The 17,203-nt window shown below is 39.5% G+C and carries 15 protein-coding genes and 1 CRISPR repeat array; of the genes, 9 read left to right on the forward strand and 6 right to left on the reverse strand.

Annotation, left to right across the window (positions count from 1 at the left end):
* The first annotated feature begins 17 nt into the window (after positions 1 to 17).
* The 3 genes from tkt to FC24_RS00840 all read left to right on the forward strand — a co-directional run bounded on the left by tkt (position 18) and on the right by FC24_RS00840 (position 4,072).
* Positions 18 to 2,009 carry a transketolase gene (gene tkt, locus FC24_RS00830; RefSeq protein ID WP_057872970.1) on the forward strand — a complete coding sequence of 664 codons (1,992 nt, stop codon included), beginning with the start codon at positions 18 to 20 and terminating at the stop codon, positions 2,007 to 2,009.
* 318 nt (positions 2,010 to 2,327) lie between these two features.
* Positions 2,328 to 2,966 (forward strand): hypothetical protein, encoded by a 639-nt coding sequence (locus FC24_RS00835; RefSeq protein WP_057872971.1) that lies wholly within the window; start codon positions 2,328 to 2,330, stop codon positions 2,964 to 2,966.
* Positions 2,963 to 4,072 carry a hypothetical protein gene (locus FC24_RS00840; protein ID WP_057872972.1) on the forward strand — a complete coding sequence of 370 codons (1,110 nt, stop codon included), beginning with the start codon at positions 2,963 to 2,965 and terminating at the stop codon, positions 4,070 to 4,072. The genes FC24_RS00835 and FC24_RS00840 overlap by 4 nt, the downstream gene beginning before the upstream one ends.
* Positions 4,073 to 4,152: 80 nt before the next feature.
* A CRISPR array of direct repeats spans positions 4,153 to 4,981; the repeat unit is 37 nt; unit sequence TGTTGATAAACTCATTGATTTGATACTCTTCTAAAAC.
* Positions 4,982 to 5,006: 25 nt separating this feature from the next.
* Here FC24_RS00840 and csn2 read toward each other — a convergent pair.
* The 6 genes from csn2 to ald all read right to left on the reverse strand — a co-directional run bounded on the left by csn2 (position 5,007) and on the right by ald (position 13,221).
* A complete protein-coding gene (csn2, locus tag FC24_RS00845; RefSeq protein WP_057872973.1) occupies positions 5,007 to 5,678 on the reverse strand; it encodes a type II-A CRISPR-associated protein Csn2 in 672 nt (223 codons plus the stop codon).
* Positions 5,675 to 5,980, reverse strand: coding sequence for a CRISPR-associated endonuclease Cas2 (cas2, locus tag FC24_RS00850; RefSeq protein ID WP_057872974.1), 306 nt, complete (start codon positions 5,978 to 5,980; stop codon positions 5,675 to 5,677). Before cas2 ends, csn2 begins: the two co-directional genes overlap by 4 nt.
* Entirely contained in the window at positions 5,958 to 6,863 is a 906-nt protein-coding gene (gene cas1 / locus FC24_RS00855; RefSeq protein ID WP_057872975.1) for a type II CRISPR-associated endonuclease Cas1, read from the reverse strand. The genes cas2 and cas1 overlap by 23 nt, the downstream gene beginning before the upstream one ends.
* Positions 6,864 to 7,089: 226 nt before the next feature.
* On the reverse strand, positions 7,090 to 11,199 hold the full coding sequence (cas9, locus tag FC24_RS00860; RefSeq protein ID WP_057872976.1) for a type II CRISPR RNA-guided endonuclease Cas9: 4,110 nt from the start codon (positions 11,197 to 11,199) through the stop codon (positions 7,090 to 7,092).
* A 261-nt stretch (positions 11,200 to 11,460) separates the two neighbouring features.
* Positions 11,461 to 11,886, reverse strand: coding sequence for a flavodoxin family protein (locus tag FC24_RS00865; RefSeq protein WP_057872977.1), 426 nt, complete (start codon positions 11,884 to 11,886; stop codon positions 11,461 to 11,463).
* Positions 11,887 to 12,111: 225 nt separating this feature from the next.
* Positions 12,112 to 13,221: an alanine dehydrogenase gene (gene ald / locus FC24_RS00870; RefSeq protein ID WP_057872978.1), complete on the reverse strand. Its 1,110-nt coding sequence runs from the start codon at positions 13,219 to 13,221 to the stop codon at positions 12,112 to 12,114.
* Positions 13,222 to 13,369: 148 nt separating this feature from the next.
* Between ald and FC24_RS00875 the strand changes: the two genes are divergently transcribed.
* The 6 genes from FC24_RS00875 to FC24_RS11315 all read left to right on the forward strand — a co-directional run bounded on the left by FC24_RS00875 (position 13,370) and on the right by FC24_RS11315 (position 17,201).
* The gene (locus FC24_RS00875; RefSeq protein ID WP_057872979.1) at positions 13,370 to 13,621 is read left to right on the forward strand and encodes a hypothetical protein; all 252 of its coding nucleotides are present in this window, start codon (positions 13,370 to 13,372) and stop codon (positions 13,619 to 13,621) included.
* A 190-nt stretch (positions 13,622 to 13,811) separates the two neighbouring features.
* Positions 13,812 to 15,164 carry a CitMHS family transporter gene (locus FC24_RS00880; protein ID WP_057872980.1) on the forward strand — a complete coding sequence of 451 codons (1,353 nt, stop codon included), beginning with the start codon at positions 13,812 to 13,814 and terminating at the stop codon, positions 15,162 to 15,164.
* Positions 15,165 to 15,178: 14 nt separating this feature from the next.
* Positions 15,179 to 15,526 (forward strand): hypothetical protein, encoded by a 348-nt coding sequence (locus tag FC24_RS00885; RefSeq protein ID WP_057872981.1) that lies wholly within the window; start codon positions 15,179 to 15,181, stop codon positions 15,524 to 15,526.
* Complete coding sequence (locus FC24_RS00890; RefSeq protein WP_057872982.1) at positions 15,510 to 15,914, forward strand: acetyl-CoA carboxylase biotin carboxyl carrier protein subunit; 405 nt, start codon at positions 15,510 to 15,512, stop codon at positions 15,912 to 15,914. Before FC24_RS00885 ends, FC24_RS00890 begins: the two co-directional genes overlap by 17 nt.
* Before the next feature lie 11 nt (positions 15,915 to 15,925).
* Positions 15,926 to 17,047: a sodium ion-translocating decarboxylase subunit beta gene (locus FC24_RS00895; RefSeq protein WP_057872983.1), complete on the forward strand. Its 1,122-nt coding sequence runs from the start codon at positions 15,926 to 15,928 to the stop codon at positions 17,045 to 17,047.
* A 13-nt stretch (positions 17,048 to 17,060) separates the two neighbouring features.
* Positions 17,061 to 17,201, forward strand: coding sequence for an OadG family protein (locus tag FC24_RS11315; RefSeq protein ID WP_083485588.1), 141 nt, complete (start codon positions 17,061 to 17,063; stop codon positions 17,199 to 17,201).
* Positions 17,202 to 17,203: the final 2 nt, after the last annotated feature.

A 17,203-nucleotide genomic window follows, 5' to 3' on the forward strand; every position in this document is an offset into this window, starting at 1 on the left:
AAGAAAGGTGAATGTAAATGAAATTTGATCAAATAGACCGAGATGCTGTTAATGCCATTCGTGCCTTAAGTATTGATATGATTCAGCATGCACATTCAGGACATCCAGGAATGCCATTAGACGCTGCACCGATGTTATATGTTGCTTACAAACATCATTTAAAGGTCGACCCTAAATATCCTAAGTGGTTTAACCGTGATCGTTTTGTTCTCTCAGCTGGTCATGGGTCTTCAATGTTATATGCATTGCTTCATCTTGCAGGCTATCCATTAACAATGTCTGATTTGAAAGCATTTCGTACGCTAGGCAGCAAGACACCAGGGCACCCTGAATTAAAAACACCGGGCGTAGACGCTGCTACTGGGCCTTTAGGACAAGGCTTGGGGATGGCTGTTGGTATGGCGATGGCTGAAAAACATTTAGCTGCTAAATATAATCAAGCAGATTTTCCAATTGTTGATAATAAAGTTTATGTGATTGTCAGTGATGGTGACCTTATGGAGGGAATCAGCCATGAAGCAGCCAGTCTTGCGGGACATTTAAAGTTAGCTAATTTAGTTGTTTTGTATGATTCCAACGGTGTTACTTTGGATTCTTCTGCCAAAATGGCATTAGGTGATGATGTAGGGGGAAGGTTCAAAGCTTATGGCTGGCATTATTCCCGTGTTGCAGACGGTAATAATTTAGTTGCATTAGATCAAGCAATGACGGATGCTGACAATGAAAGTGAACGGCCTACCTTAATTGAAGTTAAAACGACTTTGGGCTATGGTTCACCATATGCAGGGCAGCACAGTGTTCATGGGAACCCACTAACCGCAACTGAATGCCGTGAAACGATGCATAAATTAGGCTGGGAGCATGCTCCCTTTATAATTCCAGATGAAATTTACCAACGGTTTGCGGAAATTAGTGTTGATGGTGAGCAACAATATAAAAAATGGCGGCAGCAATTTACTGCTTATCAAGCGCGATATCCAGAACTAGCGAAAAGCTTCAGTTTAAATAAACGTAGTGATGCCAAAGTACCTACATTTGTGGCAAATTATCAAGCCGGAGATATGGAAGCAACTCGGACAACTGTTCATCAATTGATTCAAAAATCTGCAGACACTGAATTAAACTTTTGGGGTGGCTCGGCAGATTTATCCAGTAGTAATAAAACTTATTTTGAACAGGATACCGGCTTTGAACCGACTGACTATAGCCAGAAAAACATTTTCTTTGGTGTGCGTGAATTTGCACAGGCTGCAGCAGTAAACGGGATTATGTTGTATGGAGGGAGCCAAGCTTTTGGTAGTACATTCTTCGTGTTTGCTGATTACATGAAAAATGCGCTGCGGATGGCAGCGTTAATGAACATTCCATCTTTGTTTATTTTCAGTCATGATTCAATTGCGCTGGGACAGGATGGCCCAACGCACCAACCGATTGAACAACTTGATAACTTCCGCGCAGTTCCTGGATTAACTGTATTTAGACCAGCAGATGCAGTCGAAACAACACAAATCTGGCAATATGTGTTAAACGAAAAACATGGACCAATTATGTTAGCATTATCACGCCAAAAATTACCAGTTTTAGCAGGTTCACTTGCATATGGTAAAGCTGGCACGTTGAAAGGGGCTTACGTGATTTCACCTAGTATTGGTGCGCAACCAAGTGGCATTCTTTTAGCAACTGGTTCCGAAGTTTCCTTAGCAATTGAAGTTAAAAAATTATTGCACGAGCATGGCCAAGATGTTCAAGTTGTTTCAGTTCCTAGCATGGAATTGTTTGAACAACAACCGCAAAGTTATCGTGATCAAGTGTTGCCACCAACTGTACGTCAGCGGGTGTCCATTGAATTAGGATCCACGCTATCATGGGGGAAATATACTGGTATTGATGGCCTGCGAATTGGCTTAGACGAATTTGGCGCCAGTGGTGACGCTGATGACATCATGCAAACGAATGGTTTTACAGCAAATCAAATCGCTCAACGTTATTTACAGCATTTTAAAAGATAATTGATAATTTCGGTCCGTTAAATGGTTATCACAAAAAGGCTAACTAGGTTTAAAAATTCTAGTTAGTTTTTTTATATCGGCTCAAATTTAGCTTTACTTGACCGAATAATAAATTATAGATAATATTTATAATAGATAGATCGCGAATTCAGCCAGCAGACTAGGAGCGACATTTTTTATGGATGGAATTTAGAAGATTTTCAAAGTCGTGATAAACAAACATTCAATGAAACTGTACAAGATTTTTTAGCAGATCAGCAATTTCATGAAGTTAGTAATTTAACCCAATTATTTGGTAAGACAGGGTTATATGTATTAGTGCTAGATCAGTACCGGGCACTTTATTTAGGCGCAACGGCGGTTTCGTTTAAAAATAAGATTTGTCAGCATTGGCGGACACAACCATCGGTTAAGCAAATAACAGCAGGTCCAGTGATGCCAATCGAAGCGTTTGGTGCCAAAGATACCAGTCGTATTTTTATTCGTGAAATTTCTGGTAGAGACCAAATTATTGCAGAAAAGCTTAAGCTAACTAGTCAGTTACCAAAAAAATATAATTTAAACCGAGTTGCTGGTGTGGATAACGCAGATGGTATTGGCATTCCCGAGCACGAAAAAGATTATGGAAAACGGATTTGGCAAACTCAGCAGACCTTACAGTTTATCCCTAGCCGTTATGCAGCTATGTTTAAGTCACAATCGCAATTTAGCCAGCAAGATTTACAGCAATACCGACAATTAGTGGCTGATAAAGATCAAAATAATCAAGCTTATTTGAAGTACTTAATTTTCATGCTTAATCATGCTGAGAAATTTAAAGTCACCACACATGATGGGTTAAAGTTTTGCTACCAGCTGAGAACAATAGTACCTGATATGATTAATTGGGGACTTTATTTGCTTTTAAAAAAGCACTTTATTTATTTGATGAGCAGTATCATGAAGTTCAAGCGATGAATAAAAATATGTACCGTTATGATGCAAAGCGCCAAGTAGTCATTTATAAAGGTGACCAAGTCATCCCAGACATTACTTCTGAAAAATTGCATAAACTGCGTGTTAGTAATTTTTTTGCACGAAAGGGCTTAGAATATCAAACGGCCAGTGAATATGCAATCCAACTGGATAAGCTAACGGCAATTAAACAAGAACGATTAAAGATTGAAAAAAAGCTTGCGCCATTTACGGTAACCGTTTCGTTGGTGACAAAAGCGGTTGATGCAGCAGAAAAATATTTAGCACGAGTTGGTTATGATCATGAGCGTGCTAAACAACTGTGCTTTGCAATTGCTTACGAGTTAGATGCTGCAGCCAGTGTTAATTATCAAAAAAAGTTAGACGATTTGATTATAAAACAACCTGAAATCATTGATGATCGGAATGAATTCCCTGAAGAGTTGAAATATACATTGGAGCGAAAAGCTTTAAAGACCTATGAAGCAACCGTTACTGACGTTAATTTTAAAATTGGCAAAAAACAGGAAGTAAGTTTTACTTCAAATGATGAGTTGGTGCAATCAAATCAAGGCAAGGGGGCAACACAAACACAAAAACAAATCATAGTTCCCCGAGCTTTTGCCCAAACACCGCATTATACTGTGAAGAGCAGCAACGTCAATTCAGGTGCAGTCAGACGAAAATTTTATGTTAAACCACAACCAAAAGAAAAGCAGATTAAAATGCCGTCAGAGTATCGAGTTAAGGCATTTAAATTAAAAATAACAGCTGTGATAACTATTGTTTTACTACTTATGACTGTTATAGGGTTACACTGGGCAAAAGAATCAGGTGATTCTGCATCTTTTTTATGGTTCACTGGCTTCTTGCCTTTTTTAATCCCATTTCCGCCAATGATATTATTTACCAATCAGAAGGATGAAATAGGAGAGCAAACACCTAGCGAATCAACCTCATTTATGATTGCTCATTACTTACACAAGCGTGATGTTAAAAAAGCAAAGATTCACCAGGTTTTTCAAAAAGAGAGAACGCTAAAAATCAAACGTAAAGATTTACCACAACAGAAGCAGGCAGTTAAGGATGAAGACTGGACTGATTTCTAGAAGAATAGAGCATATAAAAAACCTACAGTTAACGATTTATTTGAGCGCTAATTGCAGGCTTCTTTTATCATTGGATATTTTGAAATTTAATTCATTGAATTGATACTCTTCTAAAACGACATCGTCTAACATGTTGGGATTGTCGTAGTTGATAAACTCATTGAATTGATACTCTTCTAAAACTGTGCTGGGCCCAATTTGTATAATTAGACGGTTGATAAACTCATTGAATTGATACTCTTCTAAAACCGAGTAACCTGTTTAGTTTTAGTGTCTCCCGTTGATAAACTCATTGATTTGATACTCTTCTAAAACACTCTGGTAATCCGACCCTTGTTTACGGCAGTTGATAAACTCATTGATTTAATACTCTTCTAAAACCGGTTAAAGCGGGAGCAGTTTGTACAATTTGTTGATAAACTCATTGATTTGATACTCTTCTAAAACTTACGGACAGCAATTTTCTTAGTGTTTTTTGTTGATAAACTCATTGATTTGATACTCTTCTAAAACAAAAAGCCCGGGTCAGGTTGCGGAATGCCGGTTGATAAACTCATTGATTTGATACTCTTCTAAAACAACAAATATTTAGCTCGGTTAAAGCCCATTGTTGATAAACTCATTGATTTGATACTCTTCTAAAACTTAATGGGTCAATCTTTTCTCGATTCTTTTGTTGATAAACTCATTGATTTGATACTCTTCTAAAACTCAGACGTTGACTTTGCTGTCACATCAAATGTTGATAAACTCATTGATTTGATACTCTTCTAAAACACTAAATCAGCTTTTCGTATTTCTGATAATGTTGATAAACTCATTGATTTGATACTCTTCTAAAACTTTTTTTACCATTTCCTTTCATTTTTAAGTGTTGATAAACTCATTGATTTGATACTCTTCTAAAACCGCCAAATTCTCAGTTATTTTTCATTTAATCATAACGCCATTCAACGTAGTCACGATCAATGTGATAATACCGGCAATCTTGATACTTCTGTGGAATTGCCTTTTCTAAGAATTCGATGATAAAGAGTTTCACATCTAATGACGCAATTAATCTTACTAATTCATTGAACTGGCTGATACTAAGATAATGCGAAACGTTCATCAAAATAATTATTTTATTATTATTGAGTTCTAAAACAGTCTTTACTATATTCTCTATTATACCATAGGGATCAGCTTGGATGCTATTGAAAAATTTCACGCTAATGTATTTCAGCAATTTACTGATGTTCCATTCTTGTCCGACGGTAAGCGATAAATCGTACATTAAAATGGTATCTGAAATTGCGGTACGGATCTGATTATCCAACTGAACCAGTGTTTGTCTTTGGGTATCGTTTAAATCATTTGAAATTTTCTTAAGTAATTGTTTTTGAAATAGTTGGTTTAGATCTGCTGTTGCTAAGTCGCCAATCCAAAGAATACTTTTATTAAAGTCCACCAATTGGTAATCTTCGTTACTTATTTTAAGCGCTTCCTGCTCTGTTTTTAGGCCAGTGATCAGTTTAGTGTAAACCGAAACGGCATTGGTACTAAAAACAGTAATTTTATTTGGTGTAATGGTAAAAGGTTGGAATGGGTAGAGGGTTATGTTCATAAAATCAGTGTCCTTTCTGATGAATTACGGACATCAGTTTTTGGCTTGCCAATTAAGAAATGCATTTTATTGTATTGTTGTTCTGTCACCATTAAGCTTTGAATTAATCCTTTATCAGGTAGGAAATTAGTTATTCTTCTTTCGATAAATTTTGCGGATTGACGGCTAACACAAACGCGGACGTAAACGGAATATTGCAGCATCATAAAGCCTTCATTTAATAATGCTTTTCTAAAGTGGCGATAAGCTTTACGGTCTGCGCTAGTTTCGGTTGGAAGATCAAACATTACTAATAAGCGCATGATGCGGTACCTCATGAATTAATGCCACCTTTACCGTTAGTTTTTCTTGGGGATGGGTTGTGTAGTTGAGACAATTTTGGACGTGTTTAGTTAGTGCGTTACGCAACAAGGTATTTTTACCATTGTATTTAATTTCCAAATTTAATAACTCAATTAAGCCAAATTTAACGTCCGGTGTTAATTCATTGAATTTTTGGCTGGCAACCCAGTAGTCGATGATCGGCCGAAAAGGTTCCATTAAATCTGAGCCAAGGTTGAAATCACTCATGGCATTGTGATGGTGTACGCCAAGTTGGGTTAGAAACCCATTACCAACAATTTCACGGTTAACTGCTGCTAATAAAATACTGTAGCCATAATTTAATGCGGCGTTAATTGGGCTGCAGTCTGTACGAATGAAATCCTTTCCGAAAATAAGCTGAAAATATTTGCGTGCAATCACTGCTTCCTTATTGGTCTTATCTGCAAACTGCATTTGTGTGGCTTCTTTTTTTAATGCTATAATCTTATGGCCTAGCAAAGCTGCACTTTGTAACTGCATGTCAATTTTAGCTTGAACAATTGCATCCCAAAGTGTTTCCTTTAATTCTCGTGGCCACTGAGCTTGATTTTGAATTGAAATTGAATTCCGGTTGCCTGGATAAAGTTCAGTTACTTCGCAAGTTGGATTACTGTCTCTTCCGGTAAAAATAATTTTTGCGCCAGCTTGACTTAGTTCAGTAATCGCTGGAGCTGTGAGCACTACCTGTAAGGTTGAGATTAGTAAAATTTGAATGTCATCAATGGGAATCTGGTGGATCGTCTCGTTAGTTTGAACAATTATTCGCCTCCCTGAGTAAGAAATCTTAGCGTGTTGGGTAACAACAACGGTGCGCCAACTCATCACATTCACCTCATTAAAAATAATTTGCTTTTATTTATTAAGCATGATATATTTAATTTGTTGGGTTTGATACTCCCAATTGAAAGATTCATTGATTTGATACTCTGAGTTAAAATCAAACAAACCTTCGGGTGAGTTTTTACTTCTGAGCCTCGTATGGGGCCTTTTTTTATGCTTATTTTTATAAAAAACTGGTTCATCATGACGATGGACCAGCTTTTTTTGCTTATAAATCTTTTAACGTAACCCTTCTTTCGAATAAACCAGTAGGGGATTGATAAATAATTTGATCATCAGGTGAGAAGGCAATACCAGATCTTTGTGATAAGAGACCGAAATCACTTTTGAAATTTAATTCAGTTAATTTAATTCGAGCAGCATTAGCATGTAATCCAATTAGAATTTTATTTAAGATAGATTTCTGACCAGATTGGCTAATTTTTTTGTCCTGCCGTTGGTCTTGCCAAGGTAAATTAACAAAAATTTCTTTACTTGCGTTAAGGGTGTCACGGAATTTATACATATCATAAAGTGGAAAATAATCATTTACTTGATCTAAAATTTGTTGATAAATTTTAGGTGCTAACTCGTGAGCCTCGTTTTTAGCTAATTGACCGTTTAATAATTTAATTGTTTTTTTATTGAGAAAGAGTTCTTGCTCATTATGCATATACATGGGAGAAGCAACGGTTAATTCTTGACCACGACTAAAGAAGCGTTGATTAATTAAAATTTTAGGAATGACAACCTTAAACGGTTTAACGACTGGAATTTTCTGTCCTTGCTTCTTTTTGGTAGTTGTGAATTGGGGGGTCAATAATTCTGTTAATTTTTGTGCTTTAGCGATTGGGTCAGCAATCCGATCTAGTTCTGTGAGCCACATATTTAAAACGCTACAAATTCGATAAATGTCGCCTTTTTTGTGTGGTTCTTTAACTAAACAGAGGTAGGCAGTTTCTTTGTTCGTGTAGCCACCATATAACTCAGTGGGCCGGTTTTTCTTGGTTGGGATTAGTTGTTTACTGCCACGACCGCTGGACTTATCTTCCTCTGCCTTATAGATGGTTTGTTTAAACATTGGACCGCGGTTAACGCGTAGTGCGCGGGTCACCAAAATCTTTTTAAAGTTATAAATCCGATTTAGTTCACCTAACCCAGCATCACGTTGCCAGATAATTTCACCGGTATTTTTATCAACCACTTTCTCTCGGTGTAAGTTGCCTAAAAAGTTAAAATTGCGCCACTTTGAATTTTGACTGGCACCTTTTTGGTAGTCACCATAAACAAAGTAAGGGGCTAATTTTGGATAACGTTTTAGCAAATAAAGTCCGACAAAAGCAGTTAAGTAAGCGTCGAAGGCATGGTGATGGTTATTGACGTTCCGGTTTTTAGGAAAGTCAAATTCTTCCCGCATTTGGTGGGTTAAATTACTTTTGACGGTAATTAGTTGGACATCGTCTTCAGCATACTGATCTACTAAAAGGTTTGTGGCTAATTTAGTCACCTGTCTGGTTTCAACTAATTGCCGGTTGATGAAACCTTTAGCAGTATATTTATTAATGCTTTCAGGATTTAGTGTTAAATTATGGTATTTTTTCCGCGTAATTAAGCCTGCCCGTAGCATTTTTTCCCATTGTTGCCGCATTTGTTTCCCATAGCGAATCTCCGCAAAGTCGTTTAATGGGACTTGATCAGATTTACTCCGGTTCATTTTAGCAGAAACTAGCACGCGGTTATCTAAGGAATTGTCTTTAATGAATGCTTGCGGCAAAATGTGGTCGATATCATATTTGGATAAATCATCGATATTTAGGCTCTTGCCTGTGTAAATATCACGGCCGCCTTGCATAAAGTAAAGGAAGAGCCGGGTGTTCGCGAGAGCTTTATTGTCTAAGCCCTTGAGTTCTTGTCTGACTTCTGCACTGCTGAGCAAGGCATCACTTGCTTCTTTATACGCGTTTTCAACTTGTTGTTTCCGTTGCGTTGACAGGCGTGGATTTTCCTGACCTTCTCGGGCAAATTCAATTAAAATCCGACTTGGCGCTTGGCCTTTTAGTGCTTTTTGAATATCGTTAACCACTAATAAAATCTGGCGCAAGGCTTTTTTGTTTTGCGGTGATGTGTACAGATCATCAATTACAGCTTGCGGATTGTATTGCGTCAATAAAGCTTGATTTTCTTTGATAATTGCTTTATCAAACGCCTCTGAGTGGACAATTTGCATAAAATTATCAGTTGTATTCCAAAGAATATCGATAATCCGCTGACCATTGTAATCGACCAATTGTGTTAATAATTTTTTAGATAGTCGACCCCAGCCTTGATAACGTTTATTGGCAACTTTGTGCCGTTGTTCAGGGGTTAGCCAGTTAATTTCTTTTAGTTTATCTTTAAGGATTTGACTGTCTTCAAAAATGGTGGACCATTCAATGCATTTTTCAAAGTCAGCTTGTTTATCAGGATCGTCAATTAATCCGCCAAAAATTTTTTTGTACTCATGGTAAGTACTTAATTGGCTGTTGAATTTTTTAGGATCAGATAAACCGGTGATGATTGGTGCACTGGCGTATTCGCCTTTAGCTTGTAAATATTGCTGCAATTTTTTAACCGTAACGTTAGGTTGCTTTAAAAATAAATCATTGAAAATCGCTTGTTTTTGCCGTACAGTCACGCGTTTTTGATCGATTTTAATGCCATTAAGTTCGTTTAAAACTTCAAACCGTTGATATAGTAGACTATGTTTAGGTAAAACATCTTCACCTAGCAGATAAGTATCCGTGGTGGTCATCCGTTTGATAAATTCATTGGCTGAAGCTTGTCGGTTCACTTTTTCATCAAAGTTCCAAGGGGTAATGGGGGTAGTGGTACCAGGTTCTTTGCGGATCATCCAAGCAAAGTTGGCACCGGAAGTTTTTTGTTGCGTTTTGGCTTCAATTAAGGGGCCAACGTAATAAGGGACTCTGAATGCAACCAATTCATCTAATTTATACTTGGCTATCTTTTGGCGTTTTTCATTTGGATTTAATTGGGCTAACCAAGGATAGTAGGCTTTTTGATTGTCAATGATTTGATCGAGTTCTTGCTGGTGCAATTGATGAGGAATTGCACCGTTGTCTTTAGTCCGTTGTTTTGGTAGAAATTGATCCAAGTCAATCAAATTCAATATTTGAATAATTTGCGGATTATCAGTGTCTTTTTCTTTTGGTAAAACTTTAGTTAATTTTGCGTAGAATTTATCTAGGGGAAGGTGCTGGTCAATGTAGTCATCATAGGCTGCTTGCAACTCTTTTTGCTTTTTTGCTGGCAAGGTTGTTTTAACCTGTCGCAATAATGATAAGTGCTGTTTGTGTGCGTTGTATTTCGCCATCATTGCTTGGGATAACGTGTAATTTTCCGGCACAATGGCAGCTAATAAAATGCTGGAATAAAGTTCGCGTAAAATTTCGATGATTTGCGTTGCTGCTTCATTGTCGGTGACGTTTAACTCGTTTAATTTATCGTCAAAATCTTCAGCGTTGAAGGTCAAACGCCAAGCTTTAGTGTCATCGGTCTCAATTCCTGTTAAGACGTCAAATTTAGCTTTTAAACCTAAAATGGCTTTTAATAATTCAGTGGCAAGTGATTTAGTTAGCTTTTTTGCTGCTTTTTGATCAGCTGATGTTTGATAAATCAGTGGTAATGCTTGGCGCTGCCGTGTACTGGCACTGAGATCTTCGTTGAGTAAGATTGCTTTAACTTGATCAACGTTGTCAGTCCTTAAAGTGAAATCTAAATCACTATAAGCGCTCGCAAAAAGCAAATTAAGCTGATCAAACTTATTTTCTAAATCAAATTTGCCACTTTTAAAAGATGCCGCAGGGGCCGCATTTAGAAAATGACCGCGGTATTTCACAATGTGGTGGATTGCCAGATAAATTTCGCGTAAATCAAATTGCCGCTTTTCGGTCATTAAAGCGTTTCTTAAATGATAAATGGTAGGATACTTGTGGTAAAATTCAGCATCTGACCGATCGTTAAATAAACTTAGTTGCGGTAGCTTTTTTTGGGTGGGAACTAGATTAGATTGTTTCTGGCGAAGGAAAAATGTTTCGTCCAGTGGTGCTATATGAGGTTCAAAAATTTCACGCAGTAATCTTAAACGCCATTTACGCCGTTTTAAACGGCGCCGTGTTGTTCTGAATTGGCGTCTTTCTTCGGCTGTTTTGCCTTCATCAAAGAGGCGCACGCCATAACCTAATTTACCTTTAATTCTAACCAGTTTACTGTTATCATCGACCACGGTCCAGCCAATTGAATGACTACCGATATCAAGGCCGATATTATAGGGCTTATCCATTATGCCACTCCTTCTAATTCTTTGATAAGTTAATTATACCGAATGTATGCGCATTTATCTACAAAGTGGTATCAGTTTTTTGATATTATTTAAATAAGCAAAACTTATGATTCACTGGCTGCATAATAACATGTTAAACGACGAGCTAGATGTAGTGTCTTACTGTAATCAACAAATTAAGGTAAAATTAACCGATTAAAATAAGCCGCAGAAGCTAAGTAGCACTCGCTGCGGTTCATTCTTTAAGCTAAGATTATTTTCCTATTCCTGCACCTGCGCAATCACCCGTTTTGCAAAAGCAACGACTTGATCACATTCTTCCGCGGTAGGATGGGATTTATTAATTGCACCTAGAGAGCCGCGGCTTTGAAAACTGTCTTCTAAGAGATCAATTTTGGGATCGGCTAAACTGCGTTGCGCTTGTTTGCGGATGGCCATTTTCCAGTTCGAGGTGCTAAAAACGGCAATGTGCTTGACTTGATCTACTGTAAGTTGGTGGAGAAATTGTCGTAGTTGCGGCGCTAATTGCGATGCGATGTAGGGCGCACCACCAATGAATAATAGGTCGACGGGTTCGGCTAAAGGTGTGGCGGTACTGGCAGCTTTGACGCCAATACCTTGGGCTAGGGCTTCTGCTAGTTTTTTGGTGCTACCAGCGCGTGAATAATAACGGACTGCGATTTTCATACTGAAACTTCCTTTCAGAATGTGATGATTGTATACGGTTATTTTAGCGCAATTAAAGTAGCTAACACAATTATTTATGAGTGGAATTTATGTAGAAAAAGCCGCTAGTAATCAACTAATCAAGCTGATGACTAGCGGCGTTTGCGCTAAGCATTATCATTGTATAACAATATACAATTATTCCATAGTTTAATGACTAATACAGATCAGTTTAGGAAATATTAATTATAAGCTAGCCTTTAAATCTTTATATGGCAAATCCAAACTATCTGCCACAGCTTTTTCAACTAATTGGCCGTTGATGGTGTTGACACCGCTGCTGATAGTTGAGTCGGCTTGAATGGCTGCTTTAACGCCAGCTTTGCCAATTTCACTAGCATATTTGACAGTGATGTTAGTTAATGCATCTGTTGCAGTTTTCGGTACTGCGCCTGGTACGTTAGCGACGGCATAGTGAATCACATCTTCAACGACATACACGGGGTCATCAAAAGTCGTGGCGTGAGTGGTTGTTTCACAAATCCCACCTTGGTCAATTGGAATGTCAATGATGACAGAGCCTGGCTCCATGGACTGGACCATTTTTTTAGAAATCAGTTTAGGGGCTTTAGCACCCGGTAATAAAACAGCACCGATCACTAAATCAGCGTCCCTGATCGCTTTGGCTAAGTTATGGTGGTTAGAAAAGAGGGTCTGCACTTTTTCGTCAAATTCGTTATCAATCCGAGTTAGGGTTTGCGGGTTAACGTCTAAAATAGTCACTTGAGCGCCCATGCCCACTGCGATTTTAGCAGCGTTGTAGCCGACTGTCCCACCGCCGACGATGACCACGTTGCACCGGGCAACGCCGGGAACACTGGCAATTAATTCGCCTTTGCCGCCGTATTGTTTTTGTAGGTACTGGCTACCTGTGATGATGGACATCCGACCTGCAACCTGACTCATTGGAATCAGTGCTGGTAGACTGCCATCAGGTGCGGTCATGGTTTCATAACCGATAGCGGTCACTTTATTTTCTAATAAGGCTTTGGTTAAATCAGGGTTTGCGGCTAAATGCAAGTAAGTGTACAAAATTAAACCAGGATGGAAATAGTGATATTCTTCTGCTAGTGGTTCTTTAACTTTCATGACAAGGTCTGAATGCCATGCGTCATCTGCTGTTGCGACTTTCGCACCGGCGTCAATGTAGTCTTGGTCGGGGTAACCTGCCGCAATGCCAGCACCTTTTTCAACAACCACACGTTGACCTGCATGAATTAAATTCATGACGCCAGATGGTGTGATCCCAACACGATTTTCATTATTTTTAATCTCTTTTGGGATACCAATTTGCATATCATTCGTCTCCTTAATTTAAGTTATATAAAACATTATATCGGTTTTGCTGCGATCATGGAAGCGTTTTGCTTTTGGCTAATGCGCTGTGATAGTGTGCTACACTGGTGCTATAGTGTCATTAAATTCAAACTGGAGGGTAGCGTTAATGGATAAAAAAGACGACTTACGACTAGATCCGCGTAAATTTGCGCAGTTAGTGGTAAAGTCACACCAAGTCTCTGATCAACAGGATCCAGAAGCCATCGTAAAACGCAAATTAACACTTTTTTTGACGGCCTATTATTTGGCAGAACGGTTCAATCAATTACAAAATACGACTTTTTCGGAAAATCCCGATCGTGCAGAATACAAAGCACTACTAAAGAAATTAGAAGAACAACGTTTCAGTGATTGGTAACTAGTTAATTGAACCAGGATAGTGAAGTATGACAGCCCACGCTATATCGACGTGGGTTATTTTTTATGGTCGCCAGTAAATTGTTCTTTTAGTGTACTTCTGTTAGTAAACGCTTCCATCAAAAAGTAAATGCGCTTATGATTAATTTGTAGGATAAGTCATTACGAATACATAGTTAGAGGTGGAAATGATGTTCTTAACGATTCTCGCATATGGCATGATCATTGTTTTTATGTTCGTGATCATGAAAAAGAAAATGTCGCCATTAACGTCGCTAATCATGGTCCCATTGATTTTTGCCTTGGTTGCTGTAGTCGCTGGAGTGTCATCGACTAAAGGTGGCATCGGTGATTGGGTGATGGATGGCTTAGCCACCACCTCCAATACTGGGATTATGTTGCTATTTGCCATCCTTTATTTTTCCATCATGTTAGATGCTGGGTTATTTGACCCGATCACCCAAAAAATGGTGCATTTTGCCAAAGGAGACCCGATGAAGGTGTTGATGGCAACAGCGATTGTTGCCGCTGCGGTTTCGTTAAACGGTGATGGCACCACCACCACTTTAATTTGTTGTTCAGCTTTCATTCCAATTTATAAAAAGTTGAACATGCGGATGATGAACTTAGGGGTCTTGGTAATTTTACAAAATACGATCATGAATTTATTGCCTTGGGGCGGTCCCACTGCGCGGGCCATGGCGGTACTGCACGTTGATGCCAGTATTTTAGCTTATTTAGCACCGGGCATGGTGTTGTCGCTACTGTACGTCACCTTTTGGGTGGCACCGCACATGGGACGCGCGGAACGGAAACGGCTGGGCATTAAAGATCTGTCCAATGCCGAAATCGATGCGATGTTTGATGATGGCGATCCAGAAACAGAAGCCATGCGCCGGCCAGAACATTTTGCCATGAATGGGATCTTGACTTTGATCTTAATCGGTTGGTTAGTTGCTGGTTCCTTTATTAAAGCCATCTATGTCCCGCCGTTGATGTTATTTGCTGTGGGGACTGTTTTAGCCTTGATCTACAATTATCCCAACCTTTCTGATCAGTCAAAGCGGATTGGTGCTAATGGCGGTGCCGCGGTACAAGTGGTGATTTTAGTTTTTGCGGCCGGCATCTTCATGGGACTTTTCCAAGGTTCCGGGATGGCCGATGCGTTAGCGAATAGTTTTACGGAAATCGTACCGAAGCAATTTGCTGGTTTCTGGGGAATCATCGTCACGTTGATTTCTGCGCCAGGGACGTTCTTCTTATCTAACGATGGGTTTTACTTTGGCGTCATGCCGGTGTTAGCAGAAGCTGGCCGAGCTTATGGCTTCACCAACATGAACATGGCACTGGCATCTTTAATGGGCCAAGCGTTCCATTTACTGTCACCATTAACTGCGTTCATCTACCTGTTATTAAGGTTGACTGGTTTAGATATGGGTAAATGGCAACGGGAATCTGGTAAGTATGCGTTTTGGATTTTTGTGATCTTTATTGTCACCGTATTGTTGCTAGGCCACATGCCAGCGTTTATTCCACAAAGCTAATGAGGAGGTAAAGTATGTTTGGTTTTTTAAAACGGCGCGTTAAACGATCAAAGCCAGCTGTAGATGATTCGGCAAAAGTCACTAAAGTCGCCGTGAAAGCAAAACAGTGGCAGCCGGTTCCCCATTATTTACCAGTGGATCCACGGCAGCATTTACCGGTAGTACTGGCTGCAAGTGCCATTGTCGCCAGTCAAGCAACGACTTCAAAATTACAGTTTAAACGACTTTACCAACAAAATCCGGAAGCTAAGCGGGTCAGTTTAATTGCGACTGCTTTAGCAGCGGCCACCAGCGGCCAGCAATTTGTTGTGAAGTCGATTAAAAAGAAAGTGAGTGACTCAGATCATGCTGAGAAAGTTTAAAATAAAAATTGATGGACAAGAATATTTAGTGGAAATGGAAGAAGTGGGTGGCACACCAGCTAGTCAGCTGCAATCAGCGCCGCAACCTGCTGCTCAGCCGGTACCGCAACCAGTTCCGCAAGCTACCGCAGCTCAGCCCGCCCCGCAGCCAGCTAAACCGCAGTCTGCTGGAGAGGGCCAAGCAGTAACGGCGCCGATGCCAGGCACCATCATTAAATTAATGGTGCAACCTGGTGAACAGGTAGCCAAAAACCAACCAGTAATGGTACTGGAAGCGATGAAGATGGAAAACGAAATCGTTGCACCTAAAGCAGGTGTGATCACCCAGCTTCAAGTGGATAAAAACGAAAAAGTTGATTCTGGCGCATTGTTGTTTAAATTACAGTAGGAGGAGCACAAATGGCAACCTTATTAGAGAGCATTACCAGCATTACAGGTGGCCAGATCATCATGATCTTGATTGGTTTGCTGCTCATTTATTTGGGAATCAAAAAAGAATACGAGCCGACTTTGTTAGTTCCCATGGGCTTGGGGACCATTTTGGTTAATTTTCCTAAAACGGGTGTGTTGACACAGGTAACCGGCGGTACCAAAGCGATCGGCGTTTTAGATGTCTTATTTAAAGCTGGTATCGATACGGAATTATTTCCATTGTTGATCTTTATTGGGATCGGCGCGATGATTGACTTTGGCCCCTTGTTGCAAAAGCCATTCATGTTATTATTTGGCGCTGCGGCGCAATTTGGCATCTTTTTCACCGTGTTGGTCGCTGTCTTTTTTGGCTTTAACATTCAAGAAGCAGCTAGCATCGGGATTATCGGTGCGGCAGATGGGCCGACTTCAATTTTTGTTTCCAACCAGTTAGCCCCTAATTTATTAGGTGCGATTACGGTAGCCGCCTATTCATACATGGCCTTGGTCCCAATTATTCAGCCAGCGGCGATTAAGTTAGTGACGACCAAAAAAGAACGTCGGATCCGCATGACTTACCGTGCTGAAAACGTCTCTAAAACCACTAAAATTTTGTTTCCGATCATCATTACTGTATTGGCTGGTTTGATTGCGCCAACGGCTTTACCATTGGTCGGTTTCTTGATGTTTGGTAACTTACTGCGTGAATGTGGTGTGTTAGACCGACTTTCACAAACCGCACAAAATGAGTTGGTCAACATTGTTTCCATTTTATTAGGCTTAACCATTGCAGTGAAATTACAAGCCAATTTGTTTTTAAATGTCCAAACGTTATTGATCATCTGCTTTGGGTTAGTGGCCTTTATTATGGATTCTGTCGGCGGCGTTTTGTTTGCCAAGTTATTGAATTTGTTCCGTAAGCAAAAAATTAACCCGATGATTGGCGCAGCTGGGATCTCAGCTTTTCCAATGTCTAGCCGGGTGATTCAAAAAATGGCAACTGACGAAGACCCACAAAATTTTGTTTTAATGTATGCAGTGGGCGCCAACGTTTCTGGGCAAATTGCCTCGGTAATCGCAGGTGGCCTGTTACTTGCCTTTTTCAGTTAGGAGGAATGTGGTCATGGCAGTGAATTGGACCGGAATCAAACAAGCATTTGAATTGATGGGTGTCGGTATGGGCGGCGTTTTCTTCGTCCTCTTTGTCATTTTCTTAGTGGCCAAATTATTGTTAAAAGTTTTTCCACCAGAAAAGGAGCAGTGATA

The sequence above is a fragment of the Loigolactobacillus rennini DSM 20253 genome (assembly GCF_001436505.1).
Taxonomy (GTDB): Bacteria; Bacillota; Bacilli; order Lactobacillales; family Lactobacillaceae; genus Loigolactobacillus; species Loigolactobacillus rennini.